The sequence below is a fragment of the Rhizobium sp. CCGE531 genome, from assembly GCF_003627795.1.
In the GTDB taxonomy this organism is placed as follows: domain Bacteria; phylum Pseudomonadota; class Alphaproteobacteria; order Rhizobiales; family Rhizobiaceae; genus Rhizobium.
In genome coordinates, this window is record NZ_CP032684.1 from 527,817 (window position 1) to 540,541 (window position 12,725).

Genomic DNA, 12,725 nt, shown 5'->3' on the forward strand with positions numbered 1-12,725 from the left:
TCAGATGGCAACGGTATCGTGATAAAGCCGCTCTTCGACCCGCTCCAGCGAGCCGAGTGCGAAGAAGTCATCATAGGCGAGGATCGGCTTGTGGGCGATCATTTCCGAAATGAAGGCTTCGGAGGCCAGTTCCTCCTCGATCGCCTCGACCTCGGCCGAAAGGGGACGGTCGACCACGTAGAAATCAGCATGCTTGCGCACGACCTCGTAGAGCATGCGCGCCACGCCTTCCGGCTTGTCGCCGAGAATGTCCATCGCCTGGGCCGAGAGCAACGCTTCCAGAGCCGCCAGGCGCTTCAGCGCCCGCATCTGCCGTTCGAAGCGCTCGATGACGAGCGGCAGGAAGGCAGCCTCGTCCTCCATGCCGGCCGCCACGACGAGCGACTGCGCGGAGACCGGATTGGACATGGAAAGAACGCGCGAGAAGATCTCGCCGGCGAGCTTGATGATCGGACCGAAGCCGGTGGCGATCTTGCCTTCGGGCACGAGATTGACGGGCAGGCCGCGTCGCTGGCCGTTGCCGAGCAGCACGCAGCGATTGAAGGCATTGCGGGCCGCATGGGCCATGCAGATGACGGCCGCCTCGAGCAGAATGGTGACATCGAGCGGCAGCGAGCCGCCCGAGGTCATGACGCGACCGTCGACGATGACGGGATTGTCGTCGGAGCGGCCGGTGGCGGCAAGGATCTTGTGACCGGCGGTCAAAAGGTTTTCGATGACGGCGCCGAAGACCTGGGCGATCATGCGCAGGCTCAGCGGATCCTGCACGTGGGTGGCGACCGGCCAAGGCCATTCGTCCGAGGCATTGCAGAGCCATGCGCCGATCAGGGCCTCGCGGGCAGTGCCGACATGGCGCACGGAAATCCAGGGATCGCGCGAGGCGCCGAGCGCACCGGCCGCCATCATGCCGGTCGCAAGCAGGACGCGGATCGAGGCGGCGGCATTGCGGGTTGTCTCGGCAGCCGCGGCGAAGCTGACGGCATTGACGCTGAGCGAGGCCAGGCTGTCGCGCGGCATCATCCTGACGGGAGCGATGCCGGCGGCATCGAAGGCATCGGCGGCCTGCATGCGGCGGCCGCGATAGACGGCCTCGCCAACGCCGGTCAGTACCGCGCCGATCTGGCCCATCAGGCCGATATCCGCGCAGCCGATCGAGCCGGTGCGCCTGACGACCGGAATGACGTCGGCACCAAGCAGTTGCAGATAGGCTTCGATCAGCTCCTGTGAGCACCCGACCTTGCCGGTGAGCGCGGTGTTGACCCGGATCGCCATCGCATTGCGGACGACCGACATGGAGAAGGGTGCACCCGTACCGAAATGATGGGCGCGCACGAGGCCGAGATTGAAGGTGTCGAGATCTTCCGGCGACCATTCGACGTCCTTCATGGCGCCGACGCCGGTGGTGGAACCGTAGACCGGCATGCCGGATTGGATCGTGCTTTCAAGAACGCCGCGCGCGAGCCGCACCCGGGCCATGCCGCTTTCCGATGCCGAGGGCAGGGCAACTCCCGCCCCGATCCGCACCAGGTCGCTGAACCCCAGGGGTTGGCCGCTGAGTTCGATGCCGGCTCTCTGACGCTCCATGTCCGTTGTTCTCCTTTTCCGCAAGGCTATGCGAGCCTTAACGCCAATGGGATATCCCAAATAGCGAACACCTCGATCGGTGGCATGCGGCCGAATTCTGGGGCGAGTCCGGCCGTCGCGCAACTCTGTGTTTGCTCGTGTATGTAGTTTCAGTGAGACGAAAGGCAGGCAAAGGCAAACGCCGTTCCTGCATCAGCCCATATTATTTCAACTGATGCAGGGGCAGGTCTTGCGGGTCAGCTCAGATGCCAGGCGATGTAGAGAAGCGCCAGCGCGATTATCCACAGCGCGAAACGGCCGGAGCGGCTGTGCTTGGCCTCGGCCTTGCCGATCGCCTCGGCCGTCTGCGGGTCGAAACGCAAGCCGTTTTCGCTCATGTGCAGCAACTCATGGTGGAATTTCTCAGTCTTGGCGGCGATCTCGGGCGCGGCTTCGGCGAGCTTCACGGCTGCCTTCAGGCCATCCCGCAGATCGGTCATGATCCGCTTCGGGCCGAGATTGGTGCGGATCCAGTCGCCGACGACCGGTTCCGAAGCCTTCCACATGTTGAAGCGTGGATTGAGCATGCGCGACACGCCCTCGACCACGACCATGGTCTTCTGCAGCATGACGAGCTCCGGCCGTGTTTCCATATCGAAGAGCTCGGTCACTTCGAAGAGCAGCGTCAGAAGCTTGCCCATGGAGATCGTTTCGGCCGGTTGGCCGTGGATCGGCTCGCCGATGGCACGGATGGCCTGGGCAAAACTCTCCGTATTGTGATGGGCGGGCACGTAGCCGGCCTCGAAATGCACTTCGGCAACCCGGATATAATCGCGGGTGATGAAGCCGTAGAGGATTTCGGCGAGGAAGCGGCGTTCCTTCCTGCCCAGCCGCCCGACGATCCCCATGTCGACGGCGACGATCATGCCTGTGGCATCGACGAAAAGATTGCCGGGATGCATGTCGGCGTGGAAGAAACCGTCGCGCAGCGTGTGGCGAAGGAAGGACTGGATCAGCGTGTCGGCAAGCACGTTAAGATCGTGGCCGGCGGCCGTCAGCCCCTCGACGTCGGACATTTTCACGCCGTCGATCCACTCCATGGTGATGACGTCGCGCCCGGTGCGTTCCCAGTCGACCTTCGGAACACGGAAACCCGGATCCTTCTCGGTGTTCTCGGCGATTTCCGAGAGGGCTGCCGCCTCCAGCCGCAGATCCATCTCGACCTTCGTGGTCTGTTCGAGCGTCTTCGTCACTTCCACCGGTCGAAGGCGCCGGCTGGAGGGCATGAAACGCTCCTGCAGCCGCGAGACGAGATACATCGCCTTGATATCGTTTGAAAACCGCTGACGAACGCCTGGGCGGACCACCTTGACGGCGACGCGCTTGCGGCCCTCGGCCGTGTCGATTTCGGCCGGATGCACCTGCGCTATGGATGCGGCGGCGATCGGTTCGCCGAATTTGACATAGAGATCGTCGATCCGCCGGCCAAGCGAGGCCTCGATGGCCGCCGTTGCCGTATTATGCGGAAAGAAGGCCATGCGATCCTGGAGCTGCGACAGGTCGTTGGCCATGTCGACGCCGACGACATCGGGGCGTGTTGCGAGGAACTGGCCGATCTTCACATAGGACGGGCCGAGCCGTTCGACCGCCTTGGCAAGCCGGTCGCTGCGGGCCTGGCTCTTCGCCTTCCTGCGGGCGAAGATGCTGACGAAGGATTTGGCAAGGCTGACGGAGGGCGGCAATCCCTCCGATGGCAGCGCCATGACCACGCCTTCGCGCACGAGCACCCAGCCGACCCGGACAAGGCCGAAATATGCGCTGAAAGCACTCATAGCGTCTCAAGGTCTCGAAGAGTGGAGGCCGTCGGCCGCATGACATGGCTCGACATCATGCTTCAGAGCTTCCAGCCGGAGTGTAGCGCGGCGATGCCGCCGGTGTAATTGGTGAAGCTCACGCGGGAGAAGCCGGCCTCGCGGATCATCGTTGCGAAGTCCTGCTGGTTCGGGAACTTGCGGATCGATTCCACCAGATACTGATAGGGCTCGGCTTCGCCTGTGATCGCCTTGCCGAAGCGCGGGATGGCATTGAAGGACCAGGCGTCGTAGACGCGGTCGAGCAGCGGCAGATCGACTTCGGAGAATTCGAGCACGAGCAGGCGGCCGCCGCGCTTCAGCACGCGATAGGCCTCCTTCAGCGCGACATCGATATGCGGCACGTTGCGGATGCCGAAAGCGATCGTATAGGCGTCGAAGGAGTTCGGCTCGAAGGGAAGCTCTTCGGCATTCGCCTCGACGAAAGTGAGATTATCTGAAAGCTTCTTCTTTTCTGCACGCTCGGCGCCGACGCCGAGCATCGAGCCGTTGATGTCGAGCACGGTTGCATGCGCCAGCCGGTTCGAAGCCTCGACGATGCGGAAGGCGATGTCGCCCGTGCCGCCGGCAACATCGAGGGTCTTGTAGGCAGGATCCTTGCGCGGGTTGAGCGCCGCGATCATCGCATCCTTCCAGGCGCGATGCATCCCCATGGACATGACATCGTTCATGACGTCGTAGCGCTTGGCGACCTTGTGGAACACTTCGTTGACGAGGCCCTGCTTTTCGCCATCGGCCACTTCGCGGAAGCCATAGGATGTTTCCATGCCGCCATCGGCGGAGGTGCGGCTGTCTGCCATCGGCTCAACTCCGTTACACGACAGCGCCGCGCGTCATATGTGACGCGCAAAGGTCGCTGCAGCACTTTAAATTTGCTGCATAATTTTATCCCCAAATCGATTCCGATTTAAGGAGTTACGCAGTATTCAGCGGCGGACCATAGCGAAATCGCGTTTGCCACGCTATCTCATCAGCTTGATCGCCAGCCGCAATGCCTTGGGCTATAGCTCAGATCATAAGCGGTTGAAACATAAAGATGGATAGCCATGCCGGAATTACCAGAGGTCGAAACCGTCAGGCGGGGGCTGGCGCCTTCCATGGAGGGCGCCGTTCTGAAGGAGCTGGAGCTGCGCCGCAGCGATCTGCGCTTTCCATTCCCGGCAGATTTCGCTCGGCATGTCTCGGGGCGCGGCATCACGTCGCTGTCGCGCCGTGCGAAATACCTGCTGATCGATCTCGACGACGGCATGACGATCATCGCGCATCTCGGCATGTCCGGTTCGTTCCGGGTCGAGGCGGGCGCTGTGGCCGAGGCGCCTGGGGGCTTCCATCATCCCCGTTCTAAGGACGAGAAGCACGATCATGTCGTCTTCCATCTGGCAGGCGCCGGCGGCGATACACGTGTCATCTATAACGACCCGCGCCGCTTCGGCTTCATGGACATCGTCAGGCGGGCCGATATGGTCAGCCATCCTTTCTTCCGCGATCTCGGCCCGGAACCGACGGGCAATGAACTCGATGCTGATTACCTGGCCAGGCGCTTTGCCGGCAAGGCGCAGCCGCTGAAGAGCGCGCTGCTGGATCAGAAGAATATCGCCGGTCTCGGCAATATATATGTATGCGAGGCGCTTTGGCGTTCGCATCTGTCGCCGCTGCGCGCCGCCGGCACGCTGGTCGCCGATAGCGGCGGGCCGACGGAGGTGCTGCTGACGCTGGTCGACGCCATCCGCGAGGTCATTGCCGATGCGATCGCCGCGGGCGGCTCGTCGCTGCGCGATCATATCCAGACGGACGGCTCGCTCGGTTACTTCCAGCATTCCTTTTCCGTCTACGATCGTGAAGCCCAGCCTTGCGGTACGCCCGGCTGCGGCGGTACGGTCAGTCGCATCGTCCAGGCAGGACGCTCTTCTTTCTATTGCGCTTCCTGTCAACGCTGATCGAAGGACCAAGGCGATTAATAGGCCTAAGCTGATCAAAGGGAGAGACAGGTGACTTACGAAACCCTCATTGTCGAAACTCATGGGGCTGTCGGCCTTGTCAGGCTCAACCGGCCACAGGCGCTGAATGCGCTGAATTCCACCGTGCTCTCCGAGCTGAAACAGGCCTATGCCGCCTTTCACCAGGATGATGCCATCGGTGCGATCGTGCTGACCGGTTCGGAAAAGGCCTTTGCCGCCGGCGCCGATATCAAGGAAATGCAGTCGCTCGATTTCGTCGACGCCTACAAGAATGATTTCTTCAGCGGCTGGGCTGATATCGCCAACGCCCGCAAGCCTGTCATCGCGGCGGTCGGGGGCTTTGCGCTCGGCGGCGGTTGTGAGCTGGCCATGATGTGCGATTTCATCATTGCCGCCGAGACGGCCAAGTTCGGCCAGCCGGAAATCACCCTCGGCGTCATCCCGGGCATGGGCGGCTCACAGCGCCTGACCCGCGCCGTCGGCAGGGCAAAGGCAATGGATCTGGTGCTGACCGGCCGGATGATGGATGCGGCCGAGGCCGAGCGTTCGGGCCTGGTGGCGCGCGTCGTGCCGGCCGACAAGCTCCTGGACGAGGCAATGGCGGCGGCCGCCAAGATTGCCTCTCATTCCCGTCCTTCCGTGCTCATGGCCAAGGAGGCGGTCAACCGCGCCCTGGAGACCACCCTCGAGGAGGGGTTGCGCTTCGAGCGCCGCCTGTTCCACAGCCTGTTCGCCACGGAGGACCAGAAGGAAGGCATGGCCGCCTTCATCGGGAAGCGCAAGCCGGAGTTCAAGAACCGCTAGAGCATGATGCCGAAAAGTGTTAGCGGATTTCGGGCGATATCATGCTCTATTTCTTTGATGTTAGAGCAGATTCGGATTTTAGGTCGTTTCGACCTGAAATCATCCGGCTCCAGAGACCAGGATTCGGGAATTACGCGAGTTTGAAGAGAATCCGCGTTGACGCCGTGGCTCAATCCGGTTATATGCCCGCCACAGTTTGGAAAGCCGCTCTGGTTTTCCGCAATTGCTCCCGCATTGCTGGATGAAGTTGGCCGCAAGGCCCGCGCCGCAACGATGGAGTTTTGTTCGAATTCTAAGAGAGGCATACATGGCCAATACTACCTCGGCGAAAAAAGCGACCCGCAAGATCGCCCGCCGCACCGATGTCAACAAGGCTCGTCGCTCGCGCGTTCGCACGTTCGTTCGCCAGGTCGAAGAAGCCATCGCATCGGGTGATGCGGATCGCGCAAAGGCAGCCTTCATTGCTGCCCAGCCGGAACTGGCTCGCGCAGCCACCAAGGGCGTGCTTCACGCCAACACCGCTTCCCGCAAGGTTTCGCGTCTTGCCAAGCGTGTGAAGGCCCTTTCGGCCCCTACCGCATAACTTTCCATTAACGATTCCATCGTTAGACTTAAGCCCGGCCCTTGCGCCGGGCTTTTTGGATTCAGCCAAAAAATTGCCGCATTGCCGAAAATGACCGGCCGATCATGTCATTGCCGTGACAGAAATATACGTTTTAAAACAATGGCTTACAGCAGGATATCTCAGCGCTGGGTGATCTGCATGACGCATTGCCGGCTCACAAGTGAGTCAAGGGATTTTTTATTTTTTTGTTTTGAAATCTGTGGGAATCGCATTTGTCGGGAATCTCTTTGATTCAACAGCGATTCTTTTTTGAAGGGCTTGTGACAGTCAAAAATGGCCTCCGGAGTCAATGGCTGCCTCTTAATTTTGTGTAAAATTCATCGTTGATATCTGCCCTCGATCCTGCCTAAATGCATTTCAACAAGGGGCGCGGATTTCACCTTAAACGGCTTCGGCAGACACCGTCATCTACGGCGGCGCGGGTGGTTTTGTCTCTTGTGACGGAGCAGTTCAGCTCCGTTTTTTCAAACAGTTGACGAGTTAAAGCTGGAAGCGGCAACGCTTGCGGAACGAGGAAGCTTGTCTGTCCTTTGCGGCCGGAGTCAATCGCGTGGCTGCGGGGAGGGGAGAAAAATTGACAGCCAGCGGGGCATCCGGTCGGAATACGAGGGCCGATCGATGCTCCAGTTGCAGGCGCCGAGACGAAGCTGCTTTAAGAGCGGTTTTCGCGACGGTGTTTCTGTAGTGCCCGTTGGCCGGGCATGGCTGATGAACCGGTATGCGGCGCGGCTTGGGACAACGAAGCGCGATTGTCATGCTATGGCGAAGAACCTAGGGGCGGCGGGTGCATTGCTCTCCCGCCCTAATAAGAGACTGTGGAAGGCGGCATTATATGCAGATACATACGAGGACGACGGGTGCGTTGGAGAATGGGGACAATGCGCAGGCGTTCGGTGCTGTTTGCGTAGAGCCGGCGGGGGCAAAGGGTGACGTGGCGCAAAATAATTTGTTCGAGCGCGTTAGCGCGCGCTTGAAAGCGCAGGTCGGACCCGATGTCTACGCTAGCTGGTTCGCGCGGCTCAAGCTCCATTCGGTATCGAAGAGCGTCGTTCGTCTCACAGTTCCGACGACCTTTCTGAAGTCGTGGATCAACAATCGTTATCTCGATTTGATCACCAGCCTTTTCAAGGCGGAAGATGCCGAGATTCTGAAGGTTGAAATCCTGGTGCGCACCGCGACCCGGCCGGGCGCGAAGCCCAGCACCGACGAGCAGCCGGCATTGCCGGATCAGGCTGCAGTTGCGCCGATCCGCCGTTCTGTCGCGCAGCCGGCAGGCCATGCGGTGGCGCAGGCAGTGAATGCGGCGGCTTCCGCGCGGCCCGCAATGGCCGGCGCGCCTTTGTTCGGCTCTCCGCTCGATTCCCGCTTCACCTTCGATACCTTCGTCGAGGGCAGCTCGAACCGCGTCGGCCTTGCTGCCGCAAAGACCATCGCCGAAGCCGGTACGGGCGCCGTGCGCTTCAATCCGCTCTTCGTCCATGCGACGGTCGGTCTCGGCAAGACGCACCTTCTGCAGGCGATCGCCAATGCCGCCGTGCAGAACCCGCGTGGCCTGCGTGTCGTCTATCTGACGGCGGAATATTTCATGTGGCGCTTCGCAACCGCGATCCGCGACAATGATGCGCTGACGCTGAAGGATTCGCTGCGCAATATCGATCTGCTTATCATTGATGACATGCAGTTCCTGCAGGGTAAGATGATCCAGCACGAATTCTGCCACCTGCTGAACATGCTGCTCGACAGCGCCAAGCAGGTCGTCGTTGCCGCCGACCGCGCGCCCTGGGAGCTGGAATCGCTCGACCCGCGCGTGCGTTCGCGCCTGCAGGGCGGTGTTGCCATCGAGGTTGAGGCGCCGGACTATGAAATGCGCCTTGAGATCCTCAAGCGCCGCCTCGACGCTGCCCGTCAGGACGATCCGTCGCTGGAAATCCCGGCGGAGCTTCTCTCGCATGTCGCTCGCAACGTCACGGCAAGTGGTCGCGAGCTGGAAGGAGCCTTCAACCAGCTCATCTTCCGTCGCTCGTTCGAGCCGAACCTGACGGTCGAGCGCGTCGACGAACTGCTGGCCCATCTGGTCGGCTCCGGCGAGCCGCGCCGCGTCCGTATCGAGGACATCCAGCGCATCGTGGCACGCCACTACAATGTCTCGCGCCAGGAACTGGTCTCGAACCGCCGCACGCGCGTCATCGTCAAGCCGCGCCAGATCGCCATGTATCTATCGAAGACCCTGACGCCGCGTTCCTTCCCGGAAATCGGCCGACGTTTCGGCGGTCGCGATCATACGACCGTTCTGCATGCAGTGCGCAAGATCGAGGAACTGATCTCCGGCGACAGCAAGCTGTCGCATGAAATCGAGCTGCTGAAGCGCCTCATCAACGAGTAGGCGCGCGGACAGCATTCACTCCGTGTTTCACGGCCGGCCTAACCGCCGGCCGTTTCTTTTGTGAGGCGTGTCGGCGTTGCAAGCCCGTCTCCCGAGGGGAGAAGAGGGACGCCAGCAATGACTTCATTTCATGTGCAATTGCCTTGCCCAAAGGGGAGGCGACTAACAGGCGAGATCGGCAACCACAGAGTCGAGGACCAGCATTCCCGCCGGCGTGCAGCGCAGGCGGGAATTGCCGATCCGCTCTATGAAGCCGTGTTCCAGTAAAAACGCCTCGCGCTGCGGATCGGGATCGCGGCCGGAAAGCTGCTGCCAGCGGGCGAGATCGACGCCTTCCCGGAGCCGCAGGCCCATCAGCAGCAATTCGTCGGCCTGTTCGTCGAACCCGAGCATTTCCTGGTCGACCATGCCGTGGCCATCGCGCTCGACCATCTCAAGCCAGCTTTCTGGCTTTCGCTCGGTGGCTGTCGCAAGCTTCTGCGGCCCGCGGGTCAGGCGGCCATGGGCGCCGGGGCCGATCCCGGCATAGTCGCCATAGCGCCAATAGGTGAGATTATGCCGGCTCTCGGCGCCGGGACGGGCGTGATTGGAGACCTCGTAGGCCGGCATGCCCTCGCGCTCGGTAATCTCCTGCGTCGCCTCGTAGAGCAGCGCGGATTGGTCACCATCGGGCACGATCAGCTTGCCGGCCTTATGCAGGCCATAGAAGGGCGTGCCTTCCTCGATCGTCAGCTGATAGAGCGAGAGGTGATCGACCGCATAGGACATCGCCTCCTTCAGCTCGCGCTCCCATTCCTCGACCGTCTGGTTCGGGCGGGCATAGATAAGATCGAAGGACATGCGCGGAAAAATCTCGCGCGCCAGCCTGATCGCCTTCAGCGCGTCGGCGACATTGTGCAGGCGGCCCAGGAATTTCAGGTCGCGGTCGTTCAGCGCCTGCACGCCCATCGACACGCGATTGACCCCGGCGGCGCGATAGCCGCGAAAGCGCTCGGCCTCGACACTCGATGGATTGGCTTCCATGGTGATCTCGATGCCATCAGGCACATGCCAGGTCTTAGCGATGCCGTCCAGGACTGCGCCGACCGTCTCGGGCTTCATCAGCGAAGGCGTGCCGCCGCCGAGGAAGACACTGGTCACCGTCTTCGGGCCGCTGATCATCCGCATCGTCGCCATTTCCTTTAGGAAGGCGGCAGCGAAGCGCTCCTGGTCCACAGGCTGATGACGGACATGGCTGTTGAAATCGCAATAGGGACACTTCGCCGCGCAGAAGGGCCAATGCACATAGATGCCGAAACCGGGTTCGCCGGTATCCGGTAGCAATTGCGCCCCGCGCATCAGGTCCTGTGTGTCCACGATTTCCACGGGGTTAGCTTATGCCTCCAGGCAGGTTTCGACAAAGGTCTTGAAGGCGCGGGCGCGATGCGACAGTGCATGTTGATCTCCGTGCTTCCAGCCATGTTTCTGGTCGCCGCTCATCTCGCCGAATGTGGTCTCATACCCCTGCGGCTGGAAAATCGGATCGTAGCCGAAGCCTTGCGTCCCGCGCGGCGGCCAGACGACGGTGCCTTCGACTTCGCCGCGGAAAAGCTCGGTATGCCCGTCCGGCCAGGCTAGGCAAAGTACGCTGACGAAGCGTGCCGTGCGGCTCTCCGGCGAGTTCGCGCCGGCTTTCTCCAGGGCGGTCTCGACCTTCTGCATCGCCATGGCGAAGTCGCGCGTGCCGTCAGGCCTCTCCGCCCAATTGGCCGTATAGACGCCGGGGTCGCCGCCAAGCGCATCGATGACCAGGCCGGAATCGTCCGAGAGCGCGGGCAGACCGGAAGCGTGTGCCGAGGCAAGCGCCTTGATCGTCGCATTCTCCTCGAAGGTCGTGCCCGTCTCGTCCGGCTCGATGAAATTGAGATCGGCGGCGGACTTGGCGGTAAAGCCGAGCGGGCCGATGAGATCGCGAATTTCCTGGATCTTGCCGGCATTGTGGCTGGCAACGACGATGGTCTTGGTGTCGAGCTTGCGCATGTGCTGTCCTGTCATAGGCCCCAGATGCGGGGTTCGGCGCATTCCAGGCTGTTGCCGGCCGGATCGCGGAAATAGATCGAACGGCCGCCATTCGGCCAGTGAAAATCGGCTTCGATATCGACACCGGCTGCCTTCAGCTTCTGCGCCATCGCCTCGATCTCGTCGTTGTCGAGGCGGAAGCAGACGTGACCCTGCCCCTTCGTGCCATGCGGCGGCACGGGCAGGGCGCCCGGCTCATGCGGCTTGACGGTTTCCGCGCTGTTGAAGATCAACAGAACGCCCGGCCCGCAGCGGTAGAAGACGTGGCGGTTTCCGCCGCGCGAGATTTTCTGCAGTCCGAGAATGCCGCCATAGAAGGCCTCGGCCGCATCGAGATCGTCCGCATAGAGCGCGGTTTCAAGGACGCCTGAGAGTATCGCGTTGCTCAACGGATTAGCCCCTCACCCTAACCCTCTCCCCGCAGGCGGGGAGAGGGGACGACCTCAATCTCGATCGTCCTCCGATTCCCGCATGATGAAGAGAGATGACGGAAGGTGCGTCTTGCCCCTTCTCCCCGTCGAGACGGGGAGAAGGTGGCCGCCCTTCGATAAACTCAGGGCCCGGATGAGGGGCAGGCTGCACGCTCCACATTCGTTGATACCCTCAGGCAATCGCCTGCTTCTGCAGCTCCACCAGTTCGGCGATGCCGGTCTTGGCAAGATGCATCAGCGTGGCGAATTCCTCTTCGCTGAAGGGGGCGCCTTCAGCCGTTCCCTGGATTTCGACGATGCCGCCCTTGCCCGTCATGACGAAATTGGCGTCGGTCTCGGCCGAGGAATCCTCAAGATAGTCGAGGTCGATGACAGGCTGGCCGGCGAAGATGCCGCAGGAGATAGCGGCGATGTGATCTTTCAGCACACGCTCGACCTTGAGCATGTTGCGGCTTTCCATCCACTTCAGGCAGTCGTAAAGCGCGATCCAGCCGCCGGTGATCGAGGCCGTGCGCGTGCCGCCATCCGCCTGGATGACGTCGCAGTCGACGGTGATCTGACGTTCGCCCAGTTCCTTGAGGTCGACGACAGCGCGTAGCGACCGGCCGATGAGGCGCTGGATTTCCTGCGTGCGGCCGCCCTGCTTGCCGGCGGCGGCTTCGCGCTTCATGCGCTCGCCGGTCGCGCGCGGCAGCATGCCGTATTCAGCCGTGACCCAGCCCTTGCCGCTGTTGCGCAGCCATGGCGGCGTCTTGTCCTCCAGGCTCGCCGTGCAGAGCACATGCGTATCGCCGAACTTGACCAGGCACGAGCCTTCCGCATGCTTGGAAAAATTGCGCTCGAACGACACCTTGCGCATCTGGTCGGTTTTTCTGCCTGAAGGCCGCATTCCACTCTCCTGAATGTTCGTTGACCGCTTCTACGACCCACAGGCCGCTTTTGCAAAGGAAAAGCAGGCCGCGGAACCTCTCGGCGGCCCCAGTGTTATTTTCCCTTTTGCCATTGCTAACCGAATGATTATATTTTGCCTAA

The 12,725-nt window shown here is 61.6% G+C and carries 11 protein-coding genes; 4 read left to right on the top strand and 7 right to left on the bottom strand.

Annotated features, from left to right (window positions below; all coding sequences use genetic code 11):
• The 3 genes from CCGE531_RS02635 to ubiE form a co-directional block, all read right to left on the bottom strand.
• Entirely contained in the window at positions 1 to 1,584 is a 1,584-nt protein-coding gene (locus CCGE531_RS02635; protein ID WP_120662793.1) for an aromatic amino acid lyase, read from the bottom strand.
• 236 nt (positions 1,585 to 1,820) lie between these two features.
• Entirely contained in the window at positions 1,821 to 3,395 is a 1,575-nt protein-coding gene (gene ubiB / locus CCGE531_RS02640; RefSeq protein ID WP_120662794.1) for a 2-polyprenylphenol 6-hydroxylase, read from the bottom strand.
• 62 nt (positions 3,396 to 3,457) lie between these two features.
• On the bottom strand, positions 3,458 to 4,234 hold the full coding sequence (gene ubiE, locus CCGE531_RS02645) for a bifunctional demethylmenaquinone methyltransferase/2-methoxy-6-polyprenyl-1,4-benzoquinol methylase UbiE (protein WP_120662795.1): 777 nt from the start codon (positions 4,232 to 4,234) through the stop codon (positions 3,458 to 3,460).
• Between the two features lie 246 nt (positions 4,235 to 4,480).
• Here ubiE and mutM point away from each other — a divergent pair, with 246 nt between their 5' ends.
• From mutM to dnaA, 4 genes are all read left to right on the top strand, one after another.
• Positions 4,481 to 5,371, top strand: coding sequence for a bifunctional DNA-formamidopyrimidine glycosylase/DNA-(apurinic or apyrimidinic site) lyase (gene mutM / locus CCGE531_RS02650; RefSeq protein WP_120662796.1), 891 nt, complete (start codon positions 4,481 to 4,483; stop codon positions 5,369 to 5,371).
• Positions 5,372 to 5,422: 51 nt separating this feature from the next.
• Positions 5,423 to 6,196, top strand: a complete 774-nt coding sequence (locus tag CCGE531_RS02655; protein ID WP_120662797.1) for an enoyl-CoA hydratase — start codon at positions 5,423 to 5,425, stop codon at positions 6,194 to 6,196.
• A gap of 307 nt (positions 6,197 to 6,503) precedes the next feature.
• Positions 6,504 to 6,779, top strand: a complete 276-nt coding sequence (gene rpsT / locus CCGE531_RS02660; RefSeq protein WP_120662798.1) for a 30S ribosomal protein S20 — start codon at positions 6,504 to 6,506, stop codon at positions 6,777 to 6,779.
• Between the two features lie 874 nt (positions 6,780 to 7,653).
• Positions 7,654 to 9,204, top strand: a complete 1,551-nt coding sequence (dnaA, locus tag CCGE531_RS02665; protein ID WP_120662799.1) for a chromosomal replication initiator protein DnaA — start codon at positions 7,654 to 7,656, stop codon at positions 9,202 to 9,204.
• Between the two features lie 162 nt (positions 9,205 to 9,366).
• Here the strand turns inward: dnaA and hemW are convergent, their stop codons facing one another.
• The 4 genes from hemW to rph all read right to left on the bottom strand — a co-directional run bounded on the left by hemW (position 9,367) and on the right by rph (position 12,582).
• Positions 9,367 to 10,542, bottom strand: a complete 1,176-nt coding sequence (gene hemW / locus CCGE531_RS02670) for a radical SAM family heme chaperone HemW (RefSeq protein ID WP_120662800.1) — start codon at positions 10,540 to 10,542, stop codon at positions 9,367 to 9,369.
• A gap of 36 nt (positions 10,543 to 10,578) precedes the next feature.
• Positions 10,579 to 11,223, bottom strand: coding sequence for an RdgB/HAM1 family non-canonical purine NTP pyrophosphatase (gene rdgB / locus CCGE531_RS02675; RefSeq protein ID WP_120666413.1), 645 nt, complete (start codon positions 11,221 to 11,223; stop codon positions 10,579 to 10,581).
• A gap of 11 nt (positions 11,224 to 11,234) precedes the next feature.
• On the bottom strand, positions 11,235 to 11,651 hold the full coding sequence (locus tag CCGE531_RS02680; RefSeq protein WP_120662801.1) for a VOC family protein: 417 nt from the start codon (positions 11,649 to 11,651) through the stop codon (positions 11,235 to 11,237).
• A gap of 214 nt (positions 11,652 to 11,865) precedes the next feature.
• A complete protein-coding gene (rph, locus tag CCGE531_RS02685) occupies positions 11,866 to 12,582 on the bottom strand; it encodes a ribonuclease PH (RefSeq protein ID WP_120662802.1) in 717 nt (238 codons plus the stop codon).
• Positions 12,583 to 12,725 lie beyond the last annotated feature (143 nt).